We start from the raw sequence: 18,356 nt of genomic DNA on the forward strand, positions 1-18,356 counted from the left end.
GTCATCTCACCGTTTCGACGCGTTGGGCCAGCACTTGGGTCGCCCGCTGCACCAGGCGGAACTTCTGCACCCGGCCTGTCACGGTGACCGGAAGCTCGTGCTCGGCGACCACCAGGACATGGGCCGGCACCTTGAATCGGGCGAGCAGATCGCTGCAATAGGCGATCAACTCGTCTTCTTGGATCGAGGCGCCGTCGGCAGGCACGACGAAGGCACATCCGACTTCGCCCATGCGCTCGTGCGGAACGCCGACCACGTGTGCCACCTTCACCGCCTCGTGGCGGTTGAGCACGGCCTCGATCTCCGACGGGAGCACCAGCTCACCACCGCAGCGGTACGACTCCTTGATCCGACCGGTCAGCGTGAGGTAACCGTCTGCGTCGAGGCGACCGAGGTCGCCGGTGCGCATCCACCCGTCCGCGGTGAACAGCGCCGCGGTCTCGGCGGGCTTGTTGTAGTACCCGGGGGTGACCGCCGGGCCTCGCACCACGAGCTCACCGATCTCTCCCACCGGCAGATCGGCGCCGGTGTCGGTCGCGATGACCTTGTACACCGCCACGGCAGCGCCGAGGCCGGGGTCGCCGGCGGCGCCGGCGGGCTTGACGGTGCCGTTGGTGGTCTGGAACCGGATCAGCGCGTCTCCCGGCAGCGTGCACATCGTCGACGCGGTGGTCTCACTCTGCCCGTACGCGGTGAACAGTTCCTCGACGCCGAGCACGTCGAGCATGCGCTGCCACATCTCCGGGCTGTGGGCGGTGCCCGAGGAGAACATCGTCGACAGGGGTGAGAGGTCGTAGGTTCCGTCGGCGGCCGCGTCGAGCAGCCGGGAGGTCATCGTCGGCACGCAGATGAGTTCGTCGATGTCGTGGCGTGAGACCGACGCGAGCATGGCCGCCGGATCGAACGTCACCTGTGGTGCCACGGCACCACCGACGAACATCGCCGCCACCATCGCCTCGATGTAGCCGAAGACGTGGTACATCGGCAGGGCGTAGCCGATGCGACGCCCGTCCTGGAAGGCCCGCGTATAGGCCGAGCTGTAGGCGGTGCGGGTCACCGCATCGTGAACGAGCATGACCCCCTTGGGTTTGCCCGTGGTCCCGGACGTGTACAGGATGTCCGAGACGGTCCGCGCGCCGACCCCGGGGGTGACCATGAGCACCTGCTCGTCGGGGATCGAGGCACCGGCGGCCTCGATACAGGACAGCGGAGCGCCGCGGCGGGGCAGGTCCGAGGTCACGGCGCGGACGAAGACGTGCCGCAGCCGCGGCAGGGCCTCTCCCCCACCGTTGTCCTCCCAGCCCGGAGCGATCCGGTCGAGGCAGTCCAGATAGTCGAGCCCTCTGAACTCGTCCATCGTGATCAGCACGCTCGCGTCGGACTGGCGCAGCACGTAGGCCAGTTCTTCGTGCCGGAGCAGGTAGTTGACCGCGACGGACACCGCGCCGATCCGGGCGATTGCCAGCTTGAGTGCGATGAAGTCGGCGAAGTTCGCCATGTCCACGGCGACATGGTCGCCGGGCCGCACGCCGACCGCCATCAGTCCGGCGGCGAGTCGAAGGGTCCACCGGTGCATGTCGGCGTAGGTGTAGGTGCGGTCGTCGGTCAGGACGAAGGGGCGCTCGGGGTACTCGGCGGCGACCTCGTCGAACAGTTGGGCGGTGGTACGCGGCCGCCACGGGGCGTACCGTTGCTCCAGCGCCAAGCGGCGTTCGGTCGTAGTGTCAGGATTCATCTCGGCGGGTCTCCGGTTCACGGGAGGGTGTTCTCGGCGGATACGAGGGCACGGATCTCTTCGGGGGCGAAGCCGGCCTCACGGAGGATGTCCTCGGTGTGCTGGCCGAGCGGCGGTGGAGAGACGAGCGGCAGGTCGCGGTCTTGGTCGAGCGGCAGGCGCACCTGTGCGGCAGCGGGGTCGTCGACCACCAGTGCGCGTTCCTTGGTCAATGGGTGGGCGAGGGCCTCCTCGAGGGAGTGGACGGGACCGACCGGCACCCCGGCGGCTGCGATGCGCGCGAGCCAGTAGCCGGACGATTGGGTGACGAACACCTTCTCGAGTTCGGTGGTGAGGTCCTCGCGGTGGTGCACCCGATCGGTGACGGTCGCGAATCGCGGATCGTCGACGAGTTCCTCGGCTTCCATTGCAGAGCAGAGTTTTTGGAAGAGTCGGTTGGTGGCGGCGGCGACCATGATCGATCCGTCGGAGGTGGGGAACTCCTGGTAGGGCGCGGTGCTGGGGGCGGCCGATCCCAGTCGTTGCGGGTGGAAGTCGGCGGCCACGAGGCCGATGATCTGGTGGCACATCATGAACAGGCCGCTGTCGATCAGGGTGGATTCGAGGCGGACCGGACCGTCCTGACGGGGCCGGTTGGCCAGCGCGGCCATGATCGACATGCCGGCCCACATCCCGGTGGAGATGTCGACGAGGGAGGGGGCGGTGCGGGCCGGGCGGCCATCGGGGTCACCGGTCAGACTCATGATCCCGGTGAAGGCCTGGACCAGCGCGTCGTAGCCGGGGCGGTCATGGCCGAGTCGTCCGCGGCCGAAGGCGCTGATCGAACAGTAGATCACTCGGTCGTTGACGGCGGTGACGTCGTCGAATCCGAGGCCCAGTCGCTCGGCGACACCGGGCCGGAACGACTCGACCACCACATCGACGTCGCGGGCTAGGCGCAGGACGGCGTCTCGCCCCTGCCTGGTGGCGAGGTCGAGGGCGACGCTGCGCTTATTGCGGTTGACTGTGGAAAACACCGTTCCGGTGCCTTCCCGTTGCGGCGGGAGCAGCCGGGTGGAATCGCCACCGACGGCGCGTTCGATCTTGATCACGTCGGCGCCGAGGTCGGCCATGATCATGCACGCGAGGGGACCGGCGATGTTCTCGCTGAGGTCGAGGACTCGTATGCCCTGGTACGTGTGTTGCAGACCCATCTACGCTCACATCTTTCCATGGTGCCCGACTGAGAACACCGGGGCGGACGGTGCTGAAAAAACAATCACTTGTTTATTGCTATCAGATGCGGTTAAGGTGGTCAAGACCACAGCGTCCTCCGAATATCACCCCCGTCACACCCCAGGAGAACTCATGGATTTCCGTTTCACCGACGAGCAGCAGATGTGGCACGAGACCGTCCACGCCTTCATGGAGCGTGAGGTCGGGATCGAGTACATCCGCAAGCACGACGAGGCCCGCGAGTTCCCGGAGGAGGCGTACCAGAAGATCGCCGACCGCGGCTGGCTCGGGTTGCTCATCCCGGAGCAGTACGGCGGCCTCGAAGCCGACCCGGTGATGTACGCGATCTTCTGCGAAGCCATCGCCAAGTACAGCCTCGACTTCGCCGCGGCGATCATGACCTCGATGTTCACCGCCACCAACATTGCGTTCCACGGCACCGACGAGCAGCGCCAGAAGTACCTGCCGGACTTCATGGAAGGCAAGATCAAGTTCAGCATCTCCATCACCGAACCCAATGCCGGTTCCGATGCCGCCGGCCTGCGCACCCGCGCCGTTCAAGACGGTGACTCGTGGATCATCAACGGCAACAAGGTGTTCTGCTCCGGAGCCCACCTCCCGGGCACAGTCATCGCCGTCATGGCCCGCACGTCCGAGGACAAGCACAAGGGTCTGAGCATGATCCTGGTGCCCAACACCACCGAGGGCGTCGACGTCCGCAAACTCGACACCATCGTCCGCCGCAGCCTCGGCACGACGGAGATCTTCTTCACCGACGCCCGCGTCCCAGTGGAGAACATCATCGGCCAGCCGGGCGACGGCTGGACCGTCGTCGGCAGCCACCTCGAATGGGAGCGCCTGAGCCTGGCAGCCACCTACGTCGGCAACGCCCGCACCGCCCTCGACGACACCATCCGCTACACCAAGGACCGCACCCAGTTCGGCCGGCCACTGTCGTCCTTCCAAGTGCTCAAGCACCGCATGGCCGAGGACGAGTGCGAGGTCGAGGCGGCACGCCTGCTGGTCTACAGCGCCGCCACCAAGCTCGCCCGTGGAGAGAAGGCGCTCAAGGAGGTCTCCATGGCCAAGGTCTTCGCCGCCAAGACCGCCTTCCGGGTGGCCACCAACGGCATGCAGGCCCTCGGCGGTTACGCGACGCTGCCCGAGTACGACATGGAGCGCTACTTCCGCGAGGCCAAGCACGGCATGGTCGGCGGTGGCACCAACGAGATCCAGCACAGCATCATCGCCAAGCAGATGGGGCTCTGACCGGCCTCGAATTCCCTGCAAGCCCCATACGCGTGACACATATCCGTGGATACGTGCGGCGCATGAAAAACAAACGATTGTTATTGGTCCGGGGCTCGATCGACGCAGCGAAGCGGCTCGCCTGTTCGGCCGCCCGGAACGCTCGCCCCCAGGCCAACGAGAGGAAGTGCAATGACGAAAGAACTCGATTTCGACGCCGTGGTGATCGGCGCGGGATTGACCGGTCTGTACCAGACCTATCGACTGCGCGAGATGGGCTACTCCGTCCTGGGCGTCGAAGGGTCGGACGACATCGGCGGTGTGTGGCATCACAACCGCTATCCGGGCGCTCGGGTCGACTCGGAGAGCGAAGTGTACGGCTACTTCTGGAATGAAGAGCTCATGCAGGAGTGGAACTGGTCCGAGCGCTTCGCCGCCCAACCGGAAGTACTCGAATACATCCACCGCGCGGCCGACCTCATGGACATCCGCAAGGACTACATCTTCAACGCGCGGGTCAAGAAGGCCGTCTTCGACGACGAGAACAACTATTGGACACTCGAGTTCGAACAACAGTATCGCGCTCCGGTGACTGCACGCTTCGTCTTCTCGGCCCTCGGACCGCTGTCCGCGCCCCAGATGCCCAACGCCCCCGGCATCAACACCTTCAAGGGCGAAAGCTTCCACACCGCGAACTGGCCGCATGACCCGAACGGATTCGGTCCCGCCGATCTGGATTTCTCCGACAAGCGCGTAGCCGTGATCGGCGTGGGTTCAACGGGTGTGCAGGTCATTCAGGAGATGGCAAAGGTCGCCAAGAACCTGACGGTGTTCCTGCGCTCACCGAACTGGTGCACGCCTCTGGGCAACGGTCCCATGACCCAGGAGCGGATGGACTACATCAAATCGCACTACAACGAGTTCATTGCCAAGTGCGACGCATCCATTGCCGGCTATACGCACGAGTTCATTCCGAAGAACCTGTTCGACGTTCCGAAGGAGGAGCGCGATGCCAAGCTGGAAGAACTGTACAAGGGCCCGGGATTCTCGCTGTGGCTCGGTGCGTATCAGGACGTGCTGTCCGATCCGGTAGCCAACAAGTACGTCTCGGAATTCGTGGCCCAGAAGATTCGTGAGCGGGTCAAGGACCCCCGCACCGCCGAACTGCTGATCCCGAAAGATCACGGCTTCGGCATGAAGCGGGTGCCTCTCGAAACCGACTACTACGAGGTCTACAACCAGGACAACGTCTCCCTGGTCGACTTGAACACGACGCCGATCACCAGAATCACACCCGATGGCATCCAGACCACCGAGACCCTGCACGAATTCGACGTCATCATCTACGCCACGGGCTTCGATGCAGTCAAGGGAGCGTGGAACCGTATCGACATCCGCGGCACGGACGGTGTGGCACTGAAGGATGCGTGGGCTGATGGCGTGACCACCTACATGGGTATGCAATGCCCCGGTTTCCCCAACTTCTTCCTGCTTGTCGGACCGCAGAGCGGGGCCACCTTCTGCAACATTCCGCGCTGCTCGGCGCTCGCCGTCGACTGGCTGAGCGAAATGATGGCCCATGCAAAGGAAAACCATGTCCAACGCATAGAGCCGGAACCCGATGCAGCCGAAAGCTATACGCTCTACTGCACGAAGTTGATGGGCAAGTTGCTCCTTGGGCAGACGAACTCCTGGTTCACCGGCATCAACAAGAACATCGAGGGGCGCGACAAACGCGAGGTGTTGCTCTTCGTTGGGGGCAATCCCAGGTTCCGGGAGTACTGCGAGGACGTGACCCGCAACGGCTACAAGGGATACGTCATGTCGTGATCCTGCGACGTCTCGGATTTACAGCTGGCCAAGGCACCGAATGCACACAGAAATCGATCGACTTGCCACACCGGCCGGTTGATTCGCGAAAGGAGAGAAGCAGATGACACGACTGTCCGATAAGACGGCGGTAGTGACCGGAGGTGGCCGCGGCCTGGGTTCGGCCATCTCGACCGCTCTGGCCTCGGAAGGCGCACACGTCCTGGTGGTTGACAGGAACAAGGAAGCAGCAGATGTCGTGGTTGCGGACATCAAGGCTTCGGGTGGTTCGGCCTCTGCCGAGATCCTGGACATCAGCGACCGTGAGGGCGTCAATGCCTTCGGCGCTCGGATGGCCGAGCAATACGGAAATATCGATGTGCTGGTGAACAATGCGGGCATCGCGCCCCGCATCAGACCGAACGATCCTGATCAGGCGGAGAAGTGGGATCAGGTCATCGGCGTGAACCTCACTGCGCAATGGGACATTACAGTCGCGCTGCTGCCCACGTTGAAGCATGCGGGCGCAAGCGTGATCTTCGTTTCGTCGATTGCCGGATTCACGGCGCCGAGATCGAGTGCCGCCTACGGCGCGTCCAAGGCTGCCGTCCGCTCACTGGTCCAGTATTTCGCCCGAACGCTCGGCCCGACAGGTGGTCGAGCCAACGGACTGGCACCGGGCAGGATCAAGAGCGACCTGATGACGGTGACCGGTGAAGCGGGCGAGAAGTTCCTCCAACGACTACCGCTCGGTCGTGTCGGCGAGACACAGGAGATCGCCGGCCCGGCGGTGTTCCTCGCTTCCGATATGTCCTCGTATGTCACAGGAGTCACGATTCCCGTCGATGGCGGTTACCTGGCCTTGTGAGCGGCAGCGTCACGCTTGGTGCACGCCGACGCAACCGCTGAGCCCCCAAAGAGTCGCCGCGATCGGAGATCCCGACCGCACTCCGATCGCGGCCTGACTCCATTGCAATCAGGAGAGAAGACAAATGGTGCTGACCGAAATCGAGCCGTTTCAGCCGGCGGATCTGTCGCAGATCGGCAGTGGCCTGAACCGGCCGGAATGCGTGCTGGCAGCAAGCGATGGCTCGATCTACACCGGCGATTGGACGCTCGGTATCGCGCGGATCGCGCCCGACGGGACCACTGGCCCCGCCGTCGAGGCAGATCTGATTGCGCAGGGCTTTCGGCCGAACGGTATCGCGTTGACGGCAGACGGTGACTTCTTGTTCGCCAATATGGGTAAGGCGGGGGGTGTCTGGCGGGTCGGACGGCGTGGTGAGGCCCGCCCCTTCGCGACCGAGCTCGACGGGACCGCTATACCGCGCACCAATTTCGTGCTGGTGGACGGTGACCGGGCCTGGATCACCATCAGCTCGTTGAGACGCAAGCACGACCACTTCACCGCGGAAGAGAACACCGGGCAGATCCTGCTGGTGCACGATGGCAAGGTCACTGTTGCGGCAGATGGGCTGAACTGGACGAACGAACTACGGCTCTCGCCCGACGGCAAGTACCTTTTCGTCAACGAGACCTTTGCCTGCCGCACCACCCGGTACGACGTTGCGGCAGAAGGCCTGTTGAGTAATCCTGTCCGGATCACCTACCCGGAAGACACCTTCCCCGATGGCATGGCCGTCGATGCGGAGGGCGCGCTCTGGATCGTCTGTGTCATCTCCAACCGCCTGATCCGCATCGCACCGGATATGACCTGGACCGTCGTGTTCGAAGACGTCAATCGCAGTGAGCTGGACGCGATCGCCTCGGCCCATGCCGAGGGGCGCCTGACCTGGGATCAGATTTCGCACAGCCGTGGGTCTCGTGTGTCCAACCTGTCCAGCATCGCTTTCGGAGGACCGGATCTGAAGACGCTCTATTTGGGTGGGCTCGGCAATCGAGAGGTGCAGGTGTTGTGGTCTCCGGTAGCGGGAATGCCCATGGAGCATTGGCGATGAGGCCCTCGGCTCAGGTATTGGATCCGACTGTTCGCGGGCCTGTGACCTGGGGTGTCGGTAGAGGATCTGCGTCGCGCACCGACGGCTGTCCCACCGAATCGATCATCGTCGGCGAGTAGGTCGCACCGCCGATCCGCCACCGGCCGTCGGGGGCCGACATCGCCCATACGGACGGTTCTGCGGGACCGAGTGATCGGAAAGGGATTCGTGAGCAGAGAACTGAACGGCAAGGTAGCCGTCGTCACCGGTGGCGCGGGCGGGATCGGCCGCGCCGTCACCGAAGCGTTCGTCGACAACGGCGCCGTGGTGCTCGTCGGAGACATCGATGACCACCGCGGCGCCGAAGTAGCCGACACCCATCCCGGTTCGATCGTGTTCCACCACACCGACGTCACCTGCGAGACCGACATCCAGGCTCTCGTTGCCGCCGCAGTCGACACGTTCGGCCGGATCGACATCATGGTCAACAACGCCGGCGCACTCGGCGGCCAGGGTCGCCTGCTCGACGTCGACGCCGACTCCTTCACCCGCACCAGCGATCTGTTACTACGATCGGTGTTGCTGGGGCACAAGCATGCCGGGCAGCGTATGAAGGCCCAGGGCACCGGCGGAAGCATCGTCTCGATATCGAGTATCGCCACGACACTGGCCGGCATCGGATCGGTGTCCTACTCGGCCGTCAAGGCCGGAATCGAGCAGATCGCCCGCGCCGCCTCCCACGAACTGGGCCGCTACGCGATTCGCTCCAACGTCATCACTCCCGGTGTCATCCTGACCCCCATCCTCGCCCAGGCCACCCGCCTCGGCCGCGAACGCCACAACGAGTTCCTCGACCGACTGGCCCCACGGCTGGGCGAGTTGCACCCGCTCGGTCGTGCCGGCACAGTCCAGGACATCGCCGACGTGGCAGTGTTCCTCGCTGGTGACCGCTCCGGATTCGTCACCGGCCAATCTCTCACCGTCGATGGCGGTCTGACCTCCGTGTGGGCTCACGACATGGCCGTTCTCGTCCGGGAGGTGCTGAGCACGATGGCCGAAGGGCAGGGACCTCTTCGAACCCCGCCATCCGGAACCGCTGAGATCCGCTCCGGGACGGTGACCGAGTCGACAGATCGCTTTGAAACTTCTTGACATTCCCCGAGTGGGAGCGCACAGTGTGACGCAGAAAACAATCAATCGTTTTTTATGGCGTTCGTCCGGCTCGGCCGATGCCCGCCACGGTGGAAGCACCGTCGTCCAGGACGAATCCGTCCGGGCACGGAACGTCAGGGCGCACCTCGATCGAGGTCAGTGTCCCATCGGTTCCGTCGGCCCGCAGCTACCGACCCAGTGCCCGCCGAGCCGGCGGGCACGGCGCGCTGGGTAGACGCCATCATCCCGTCACCGTTCCACGAGGGAGCAGAAGGTATGGATGTCATCAGCAAGATCAATTCAACGAAGATGAGGCCTTATCAGTGGCTCATCGTTGTCTTGTGCATGTTTTGCAACATGCTCGACGGCTTCGATTTCTTCGCCATGGGCTTCGTGCTGCCTCATCTACCGGCAGACTTCGCCGCCCCCAGCGAAAAGGGATACCTGATCAGTGCCGGACTCCTCGGCATGGCGGCGGGGGCGATCTTCGTCGCTCCTCTGGCAGATCGCTACGGCCGGCGCCTTCTGATCCTGGCGGGCCTGACCCTGAACATCGTCTCGATGGTCACGACCGCCCTGGCACCGAACTCTGCGGTCATGCTCGGCGGCCGCTTCCTCACCGGCATCGGTGTCGGCGTCATCAGCGCCACCATGATCGTGGTGGCCCAGGAGTACTCCTCGGCCGCGCGCCGCAATTTCGCCATCGGCATCGTCACCGTCGGATTTCCCTTGGGCAGCACCCTCGCCGGCCTTACCGGCGTGTCCCTCATGTCGATCTTCGGCGGGGCATGGCAGGCGATGTTCTGGGTGGGGGCCGCCGTCAGCTTCCTCGGACTCGTCCTGGTCGCCGCTCTGCTGCCCGAGACCTTGACCTTCCTGCTGACCACCGACAAGCCGGGGGCACAGGACAAGGTCGCTCGCATCGCGACGAAACTGGGCCTGGATTACACCCCCACCGAGCAGCAACCGCAGTCGTCGACCACCGTCGCTCCCCCCGCCCCCGGCAAGCCTCGGGTGCTCAGCGCCGAACTGCGCGAGCGCACCGTACTGCTGTGGATCGGCTACGCCTTCCTCACCGCGGCGTACTACTTCGTCGGCACCTGGACGCCGCAGCTGATCGCCGACGCCAGCGGCAGCACTCAGGACGGCGCCATCGCCGGCACGATCATCAGCATCGGCAGCCTCGCCGGATCGATCGTCTTCGGGCTCATCGGCCTGAGATTCCTCGCCACCCGAATCGCCTGGATGGCACTGAGCCTGGCCGTGGTCAGCCTGGTGCTCTTCACCCTCACCATGGGCGGACCCCTCGCCCTCGTCATGGCCACCGCACTCGGACTGGCCGTGTTCGTGTCCGTGTCCTCCTACACCGCCATGGCACCACCGATGTACCCGGCGCTCGCCCGCGCTCGGGGTTACGGCCTGATGGTCGGTATCAGCCGTATCGGCGCGATCATCACCCCGATCCTGGCCGGCTACGCCTCCGAATCCGTTGCCCCCAAGTACATCTTCCTGGCGGCCTCGATCCCGCTCGCGATCTCGGCCCTGGCCGCTCTGCGTCTGTGGTCGATCACCCGTACCCAGTTCACCGCCGAACTCGCGGACGCAGCCGCGCTACACGAGGCGGCGCAGACTCTGGACACGGAATCGCGTACGGCCGTCCGGTAGGCGACACGTCCTCGGGCCAGACGATCCGCAGAGCCCGCCCCGGAATAACCGGCACAGCACTCGATCCCCACAACTCGACGGAAGGAACCACGATGTCCTCGACAGGTGACGATCCCACGGTCTGTGGCGGCCGGACCGCCGAGCGGATCACCAAGGTGGACCACGTCGCCTTCGCGGTCTCGTCGATGGCCGAAGCCGCAACGTTTTTCCGTGACGTGATCGGCGGGACGTTCCTGTGCGGCGGGGACAACGACGAGACCGGGATCCGGCTGACGCACTGGATGCTGCCCGGGTTCAAACTGGAACTGATGCAGCCGCTGCGCAGCGATTCGCTCATCTCCGAAGCGATGCGCCGCCGCGGCCCGGGTTTTCACCACATGACGTTCCTGGTCGACGACATCCCGCGCACGGTCGAGGCCCTGCGCACCGACGGGTGCGAACCCATCGACACCGACACCCGCCTATCGGCCTGGAGCGAAACGTTCCTCTCGCCTCGAGTCACGTTCGGAGCGCTGCTCCAGTTCGTCAGTACCGATCTGCGGTGGGACACCCCTACCCAGGATTACACCTGCGAGGACGTCCTCGCCGGCCGCATCGTGTGGCGGGACTACATCGCCTGTGTACGCGAGGACCACCCGATCGCCTGATGCGCCCCGCTGGACGACAAGGAGCAGTGATGACCGCCAATCCCGAGATCGAGAAAACCCCGTCCCTGACCGAGCTGGCCGCCTCGGTTCGAGAGCTGCAGGACAGGCAGAGCATCCGCGACTGCCTGATGACCTATTCACGGGCGGTGGACCGGCTCGATCGCGAATTGCTGCTGTCGGTTTACCATCCCGACGCCATCGACGACCACGGCGTCTTCGTCGGAAGCCCGGAGGAGTTCGCCGACTGGGCGATCGACATGCACACCCGGACCCACCTGTCCCACCAACATGCCATCTTCAACATCACCTGCGAGCTCGACGGCGATGTCGCCCACACCGAGACGTACTACATGTTCGTCGGGCTCAACCGTGAGGGAACACCCCTGACCATGAGCGGTGGCCGCTACCTCGACCGATTCGAAAAACGCGACGGCCACTGGGCGATCGCCGCGCGCGCCTGCATCCGGGACTGGGCACCGCTCGACTCGATCCCCGACCAACTCGACCAGGTCGCGATGACAGTGGTGAAAAACCTTCCGGAACGGACAAAGACCCTCATGCGGACGGGTCCCCAGCCTCGCCGAGACCGTTCGGACATCTCCTATCAGCGTCCGCTGACCATCGATCCCTCACGCCTCGGCGGCTGAGCCGCCGACGACGCCGTCACCACCCAGATCAGTCTCACAACAACACCACCCATCGAGCAATCGTCCCAGGAGAGATCCACATGAACAGACTGCAGGACAAGGTCGCCTTCATCACCGGAGCCGGCCGCGGGCAGGGACGCGCACACGCCGTGCGCCTGGCCGAGGAGGGCGCGAACATCATCGCCGTCGATCTCTGCGCGAACATGGCGAGCGTCCCGTACGACCTGGCGACCCAGGACGACCTCGCCGAAACCGCCCGGCTCGTCGACAAAGCCGGTGGACGGATCGTGGCGCGAACGGCAGACGTGCGGGACCTCGACTCTCTGCGCGCCGCCGTCGATGCCGGGGTCGCGGAGTTCGGCCGCCTGGACATCGTCGTGGCCAACGCCGGGATCTGGTCCAGCGCTCCCTTCCTCGACATGCCCGAACAGACGTACCACGAGATGATCGATGTACAGATGCACGGACCCTACAACACGTGTCGTGCCGCCCTTCCCCACATCGTCGACGGCGGCCGCGGCGGCTCGGTGATCATCATCAGTTCGACCGCCGGGATGCGGGGCTTCCCCAACCAGGTGCACTACAACATGGGCAAGCACGCCGTCGTCGGACTCATGCGGACCTTGGCGAACGAGTTTGCACCCCAGTTCATTCGCGTCAACACCATCCACCCCAGCTCCGTCGACACGAAGATGATCCAGAACGACGCGATCTGGTCCGCTTTCGCACCGGGAGTGGAGAATCCCACGTTCGACGACTTCGGTGACACCTTCACCGCCATGAACCTGCTGCCGGTGCCGTGGATGGAGCCGGAGGCGATCTCGGGTGCGGTCGCATGGTTGGCGTCGGACGATGCGAAGTACGTCACCGGCGCCACTATCCCCGTCGATGCGGGCTATCTCGGAAAGTACAACTGAGGCGGCAGACCCTGCGTGCGGGCAACCCGCGGTCCTCGTGATCTCGAGTTGTGTCCGCGAGCGACGGCGAGACAGCCACGCCCGCCTCCACCACGGGCGATGAGTCACTGCGCCGAGATCGAGCCCGTCAGCGCGGAGCGTCACGCCGACGGGGCTCGGATGCCCCAGCTCCGCCGGCGGGACCGGGTGAGGCAGACCCTGTATGCGGGTCTGCCTCACCGTCGTGAAAAGGACGACGAGTTGGACGAAGAGGGCGGAAGCCCCGCACAGGCGCGAGAAGAAATCCTGATCGAGGGCAGCACGGACGACACTCCGGTATCGGTAGAGTCGCCGGCGAGCATTCGTAGCAGACACATAGTGGACGCGATCTCCCTGAACACCATGCGCATTCTGCCCAGCTTCTGGTCAGCGCGATGGGCGAGAACATCCGATCTGCACCTCGACGAAGCTGTCCTCGGGTTCGCGTTCTCCGGCTATCGGCTGGTGGCGTCCGTTGCCGCGTTTCCGAGGGCCGTACTCGCAGACCGATGGGCGCCGTGAGAGCACTGCGCGCCGCCGGCCTCGGTGCGTTCGCCCTGGGTCTTGTCTTCACCTGGGCCGCGCACTCCGGTGCGGGTTTGGTACTCGCACTCGCGGTGGTCGGACTCGCTCCGGCCTTGGCCACACCCGCAGTGAACGTGGTGATCATGTCGGGTGTGCGCGTCCAACGACGCGCGCTTGCGTTCGCGGCGGCAAGTGCCAGTCCCGTGACGGCGCTGATGGTGGCCGGAGCAACCGCGCCGGTGCTGGAGAGACTGATCGGATGGCGGTCCGCCCTCGGCATCGGGGGTCTGGTCGCCGCGCTGATCGTGCTGTGGCTACGCGGGGCACAATCGCAACGGACGCGTTCCGTCCCGGCCGCTGCTCTGGAGAAGGTGTCGTTGCGTCCCTCTGGTGGTGATGATGACCGGGGTCCTGGCCGGCAACGTGGCATTGGGCGGCGCCACGGCCTTCGTGGTGATCGCCGCTCCCACTGCCGGCCTGGACATCGCGTCCGTCTCGTTCGTCGTTGCCGCCTGTGCCTGTGGATCGATCCTGTTCCGTCTGACGTGTGCTCTGATAGTCGACCGGCGGGGATCGGACCCGTTCCCCGTGGCCTGGATGATGATGGTGGCCGGCGGCGGTGGGGTTTCGTTCTGTTGGCGTCAGGGATTCCCGGAGCATTTGTCGCCCGACTGATTTTGGTCTTGGTGCCCGGCTGGTCGTGGATCCCGCTGCTCGTACACGGGGTCACGAGCCGGTATTGCGATGCGGTGGCACCGGCCTCCGGTGTGGTCCAAGGTGCATACTTCGGCGGTGGTGTCGTAGGACTCTCGATAATGGGGGTTCTCGTCACGACCGCTTCGTACTCGTTTGCCTGGTTGGCGATGGGGGCTGCCAGCCTCGTCGCTGCACTCTCGGTCCTCGGGCAGGAACGCCGACTTCCACCGTTCCGCACGGCACGGGTGGGATGCTGATTCAGGCGTGGCCGTCCCGATCGGCCCTCTCGTCGCACGCTTTTTCGGATGGGGATGTGCGTTGCCAAGCCCCGGTACCCGCGCTGACGCATGCCCGGGGGTACCCCCGCCGGACCGATTCTTGTGGAATCGTGCCCGACGTGCGTTCGACGGCCTGCAATAGCGTTCGCAGCCACAAGTGCCCACGCTGTCGACACGCATCGCCACGCCGTGGCGACCGTGACCGTCCCTCAGGTTCCGCCCCTTGGGCCGGAGCACGTGAGGCAGACCCTGCGCGTGGGTCTGCCTCACCCGTCCTGACGACTGAGTTGGAGGAAGCGCCGGAACTCCACGCGGGCGTAGGAAAGCAGAGGATTCACCATCGGACTGATCTTGGTCTTGGCGCCCGGTTAGTCATGGATCTCGTTGGTCCTGGTTCTCACTGCATGTGACGCGGGGGCAGCGGTCTCCGGTGTGGTTCAGGTTGCCGACGTCAGTGGTGATGTCTTCGGCCTCGTTACCATGGGCGTACACATCGCGTTCACTTCGTACTCGATAACTTGGCTCTGGACGGGTCCTGCACGCAGTGTGTCGTCGCGTTCTCCTGGGTGGGAATGTCGCGGACACCATGCGCCGTGTCGGATAACGCTGTAGCACTTCGTTATCCGACACGGCGCACCGCGTCGCATTTGCCGATTTACAGGCTCAGTGGGCGGTCCCACCTCCGTCGACCACGAAGGTTTGTCCGGTGACGAGGTCACCACCGGAGCCGTGCAGGTGTAAAGCCATGGATGCGACGTCGTCGGGATTGCCCAGTCGGCCGGCCGGGGTACCGGCGATCATCACGTCGTACAGCTCCTTCGGGATATCGCCCAGGATGGGAGTCTCGATAGTGCCGGGCGCGAGGACGTTGACCCGGATTTTCTCGGAGGCGTCCTGGATGGCAGCTTGGCGGGAGAGGCCGAGGATGCCTCCCTTCGCAGCGGCGTACGCGGCCGTGTTCTGCATGCCGATCAGCGCGGCGACCGAGGAGACATTGACAATCTTCCCGCCACCGGAACCGATCATCGACGGCAGCACAGCCTGCATGCCGAGCCCCATTCCCTTCAATGGGCCGGGTCACGGCTTGTCCCGGCCGCCCTGTCACGACGCTGACGCGTTCAGACCAGGGTGTAGCCGCCGTCCACGAGAATGTCGTCGCCGGTGATGAACGAGGACTCGTCGGAGGCGAGGAACAGAGCAAGGTTCGCCACTTCGGAGGGACTGGCGATGCGATTCAACGGGGTGGCGTCCTTGATGCCTTGGATGAGATCGGCCGGAAGGTGGGGTGTCATTCCGGTGCCGATCACGCCGGGCAGGATGGCGTTGACGCGAATGTTGTCCTTGGCGTACTCCACGGCAGCAGTCTTGGTCAGCATAACGACGCCTGCCTTGCTCGCGCAGTAGGCGGGCATGTTCGCGAAGGCGACGTTGGCGGCCATCGAGGCCGTACTGATGATGGAGCCCCCACCGTTCTTGATCATTGCCGGGATGCCGTGCCGCATGCCGAGGAATACACCTTTGAGGTTCACATTCAGCACCTGGTCCCACGCCTCCTCGGTGTATTCACCGGTGGCCGCTTGGTCGCCGTCGATGCCTGCATTGTTGTACAGCACATCGAGACGGCCGAAGTGGGTGATGGCTGCCTGGATCATCGCCTCGACGTCGGCCGACTTGGAGACGTCGACGTGGACCGGAATACAGCCCTCGCCGAGGCGCTTGGCCACCTCTTCCTGCTTTCCGGAGATATCGGCCACCACGACCTTGGCACCTTCCCGATGGAAGACCTCCGCTGTCGCCTCTCCGATTCCCGATCCCGCTCCGCTGATGACGGCGACCTTACCTGCCAGCCTTCCGGACATTTCTTCCTCCTCGCATCGGGTGAACGACCGTGGAAAACAATCATTCGTTTCCAGAGACGGTAACGCGGGGGGCAAACAGCGTCAATAGGTTTCGGCACAAGCCGGGTAGACGACGATGAAGCCGCCTTTACCCCGTCAGGCCGAGGAGGGATGGTGGCGCCGCCAGAAGCAGCCGAGAGTGCCGGCACTCACAACCCTGACCGAAGGGTGGTTGACGTCACACCGATCGGCATCTAGCCTTGGAAAAAACAGACACTTGTTTTTTGACCCGGACCGTCGGGCCAAGTCCACCCAGAGAGGCAACGAGGCATGACTCAAGAGCAGACGCGCACCACCCCGGACGTCGAGTCCCTCAAGGGACGCTTCGGACGAGACATGTTCAACGACTTCGATATCGACGACCCGAAGTTCAACGAGCACTTCTTCGACATCCTCGACGAGATGGTCGCGAAGTGCCCGGTTGTGCGCAGCAACGTCGGCAACGGGTACTGGATGGTCACCCGTCAAGAAGACGTGCGGAAGGTCGGCCAGGACTGGCGTACCTTCAGCAGCGCCAAGGGATACATGCCGAACCGCCCCGAGGGGCTGCCGTACCTCATGCCCGAGGAATCGGACCCGCCCAAGCACACGGCATGGCGGAAGGTCCTGAACCCGTACCTGAGCCCGACCACCGTCGCCCGGTACGAGGATCAGATCCGCGCCGACGTGAACACCCTCATCGACCGATTCATCGACAAGGGCGAATGCGAATTCGTCAGCGAATTCGGATCGAAGCTACCGGGATGGGCCTTCTTCAAGAACGTGCTCGGCGTGCCGATCGACGACCTCGACATGCTCGTCACCGGCGTGGAGAACGGCACCTTCGCTCCGCCGGAGGAACGGCCCGGACACATGGCGAAGGTCTTCGAGTACCTCGGCCAATACCTGGAGATCCGCAAGAACCAGCCCCCGCGCGGTGACCTGGTCGACGTCATCGCCGCCGGCGTGGAGTACGAGGACGGTCAGCCTGCACCGTGGGAGGACCGGGTCAGCATTCTCGTCGACCTGACCTTCGGTGGCATCGCCACCACCACCTACGTCATGGCGGGTGCCATCCATCACCTGGCCACGCATCAGGGGGATCGTGAAGCCCTTGTCGACAATCCCGACATGATCGAACGGGCGGTGGAGGAATTCGTCCGGGTCTTCCCACCGGTGGTTGCCCTCGGGCGCACCTGCACCCGAGACACCGAGGTCGCCGGCACGCCGATGAAGGAAGGGGATTTTGTTCTGCTCGGTTACAGCACAGCATCGCGCGATCCCCGTGTGGTGGAAAATCCCGGGAAGATCGATATCACCCGGCAGACGGTGCTCCACACCGCTTTCGGCGTAGGCCAGCATCGCTGCATCGGGTCGAACTTGGCACGACTGGAACTGCGTGCCACCTTCGACGAGTGGCTCAAGCGGATCCCCGATTTCGGTATCAAGCCGGGAACCGAGCCGAGCTACGAGACCGGAATTCTGCGCACGATGAAGGATCTGCACCTGGTCTTCTGACCAGCATGCTCCGGGCGTAGACGCGCCGACCAGTGGCGCGACCGGACACTTCGGTCGTGGATGTAGTGAACCACGCATGAACGACGTGATGGAGGATCACGATGAAGGTAGAGATCGACGGCACACTGTGCTCAGGTCATGGACGGTGCTTCATCCTCGCCAAGGATGTGTACCGACTCGACGACGAAGGCTACAACGCCGACCGCGGTTCCACCATCGAAGTGGCGCCCGGCCAGGAGGCAGCCGCCGAACTCGGGATGCGAAACTGCCCCGAGGGAGCGATCGCCCTCGTCGACAATTAGGACGGGACACACGGGCGGGCGCGGAGCAAAGGCAACGTCTCCGCGCCCGCCCCCTCTACCTTCCAGCGCTGACCCGGCTACTCCGACACACTCACTCGTCACCGACCACGCTTTCATCGATGGCGACCAGCCATCCATCGCCACTTCCATCCCCTTCTGAAGGGTTGTAC

The 18,356-nt window shown here is 64.4% G+C and carries 16 protein-coding genes and 1 pseudogene; 13 read left to right on the forward strand and 4 right to left on the reverse strand.

Annotation, left to right across the window (positions count from 1 at the left end; translation table 11 throughout):
* Position 1 precedes the first annotated feature (1 nt).
* The gene (locus tag OCS65_RS24600; RefSeq protein WP_263507912.1) at positions 2-1,735 is read right to left on the reverse strand and encodes a class I adenylate-forming enzyme family protein; all 1,734 of its coding nucleotides are present in this window, start codon (positions 1,733-1,735) and stop codon (positions 2-4) included.
* Between the two features lie 17 nt (positions 1,736-1,752).
* Complete coding sequence (locus tag OCS65_RS24605; protein ID WP_006942951.1) at positions 1,753-2,928, reverse strand: CaiB/BaiF CoA transferase family protein; 1,176 nt, start codon at positions 2,926-2,928, stop codon at positions 1,753-1,755.
* A 154-nt stretch (positions 2,929-3,082) separates the two neighbouring features.
* Between OCS65_RS24605 and OCS65_RS24610 the strand changes: the two genes are divergently transcribed.
* The 11 genes and pseudogenes from OCS65_RS24610 (at position 3,083) to OCS65_RS24655 (ending at position 14,190) form a co-directional block, all read left to right on the forward strand.
* Positions 3,083-4,219, forward strand: coding sequence for an acyl-CoA dehydrogenase family protein (locus tag OCS65_RS24610; protein WP_006942948.1), 1,137 nt, complete (start codon positions 3,083-3,085; stop codon positions 4,217-4,219).
* A gap of 171 nt (positions 4,220-4,390) precedes the next feature.
* Positions 4,391-6,028: a flavin-containing monooxygenase gene (locus OCS65_RS24615; protein ID WP_263507915.1), complete on the forward strand. Its 1,638-nt coding sequence runs from the start codon at positions 4,391-4,393 to the stop codon at positions 6,026-6,028.
* A gap of 103 nt (positions 6,029-6,131) precedes the next feature.
* Positions 6,132-6,875: an SDR family NAD(P)-dependent oxidoreductase gene (locus OCS65_RS24620; RefSeq protein ID WP_006942936.1), complete on the forward strand. Its 744-nt coding sequence runs from the start codon at positions 6,132-6,134 to the stop codon at positions 6,873-6,875.
* Between the two features lie 124 nt (positions 6,876-6,999).
* Positions 7,000-7,965: an SMP-30/gluconolactonase/LRE family protein gene (locus tag OCS65_RS24625; protein WP_263507917.1), complete on the forward strand. Its 966-nt coding sequence runs from the start codon at positions 7,000-7,002 to the stop codon at positions 7,963-7,965.
* A gap of 207 nt (positions 7,966-8,172) precedes the next feature.
* Complete coding sequence (locus OCS65_RS24630) at positions 8,173-9,096, forward strand: SDR family NAD(P)-dependent oxidoreductase (RefSeq protein ID WP_044476301.1); 924 nt, start codon at positions 8,173-8,175, stop codon at positions 9,094-9,096.
* A gap of 54 nt (positions 9,097-9,150) precedes the next feature.
* Complete coding sequence (locus OCS65_RS24635; protein ID WP_006942930.1) at positions 9,151-10,761, forward strand: MFS transporter; 1,611 nt, start codon at positions 9,151-9,153, stop codon at positions 10,759-10,761.
* Positions 10,762-10,853: 92 nt separating this feature from the next.
* Positions 10,854-11,408, forward strand: a complete 555-nt coding sequence (locus OCS65_RS24640) for a VOC family protein (RefSeq protein ID WP_006942929.1) — start codon at positions 10,854-10,856, stop codon at positions 11,406-11,408.
* A 29-nt stretch (positions 11,409-11,437) separates the two neighbouring features.
* Positions 11,438-12,055: a nuclear transport factor 2 family protein gene (locus tag OCS65_RS24645; RefSeq protein WP_006942927.1), complete on the forward strand. Its 618-nt coding sequence runs from the start codon at positions 11,438-11,440 to the stop codon at positions 12,053-12,055.
* Positions 12,056-12,135: 80 nt separating this feature from the next.
* Entirely contained in the window at positions 12,136-12,972 is an 837-nt protein-coding gene (locus tag OCS65_RS24650) for a mycofactocin-coupled SDR family oxidoreductase (protein ID WP_006942926.1), read from the forward strand.
* Between the two features lie 527 nt (positions 12,973-13,499).
* A pseudogene (locus OCS65_RS29965) lies at positions 13,500-13,865 on the forward strand (hypothetical protein); the annotation flags it as partial.
* Between the two features lie 40 nt (positions 13,866-13,905).
* Entirely contained in the window at positions 13,906-14,190 is a 285-nt protein-coding gene (locus OCS65_RS24655) for a hypothetical protein (protein WP_006942924.1), read from the forward strand.
* Positions 14,191-15,152: 962 nt separating this feature from the next.
* Here OCS65_RS24655 and OCS65_RS24660 read toward each other — a convergent pair.
* Together OCS65_RS24660 and OCS65_RS24665 are read right to left on the reverse strand one after the other, a co-directional pair.
* The gene (locus tag OCS65_RS24660; protein WP_006942923.1) at positions 15,153-15,548 is read right to left on the reverse strand and encodes an SDR family NAD(P)-dependent oxidoreductase; all 396 of its coding nucleotides are present in this window, start codon (positions 15,546-15,548) and stop codon (positions 15,153-15,155) included.
* 59 nt (positions 15,549-15,607) lie between these two features.
* Positions 15,608-16,348, reverse strand: a complete 741-nt coding sequence (locus tag OCS65_RS24665) for an SDR family NAD(P)-dependent oxidoreductase (protein ID WP_006942922.1) — start codon at positions 16,346-16,348, stop codon at positions 15,608-15,610.
* 309 nt (positions 16,349-16,657) lie between these two features.
* On the opposite strand from OCS65_RS24665, the gene OCS65_RS24670 reads away from it, so the two are divergent.
* On the forward strand, positions 16,658-17,884 hold the full coding sequence (locus tag OCS65_RS24670; protein WP_006942921.1) for a cytochrome P450: 1,227 nt from the start codon (positions 16,658-16,660) through the stop codon (positions 17,882-17,884).
* 101 nt (positions 17,885-17,985) lie between these two features.
* Positions 17,986-18,186 carry a ferredoxin gene (locus OCS65_RS24675; protein WP_006942920.1) on the forward strand — a complete coding sequence of 67 codons (201 nt, stop codon included), beginning with the start codon at positions 17,986-17,988 and terminating at the stop codon, positions 18,184-18,186.
* Positions 18,187-18,356 lie beyond the last annotated feature (170 nt).

The organism is Rhodococcus aetherivorans (assembly GCF_025722975.1).
Lineage (GTDB): Bacteria > Actinomycetota > Actinomycetes > Mycobacteriales > Mycobacteriaceae > Rhodococcus > Rhodococcus aetherivorans.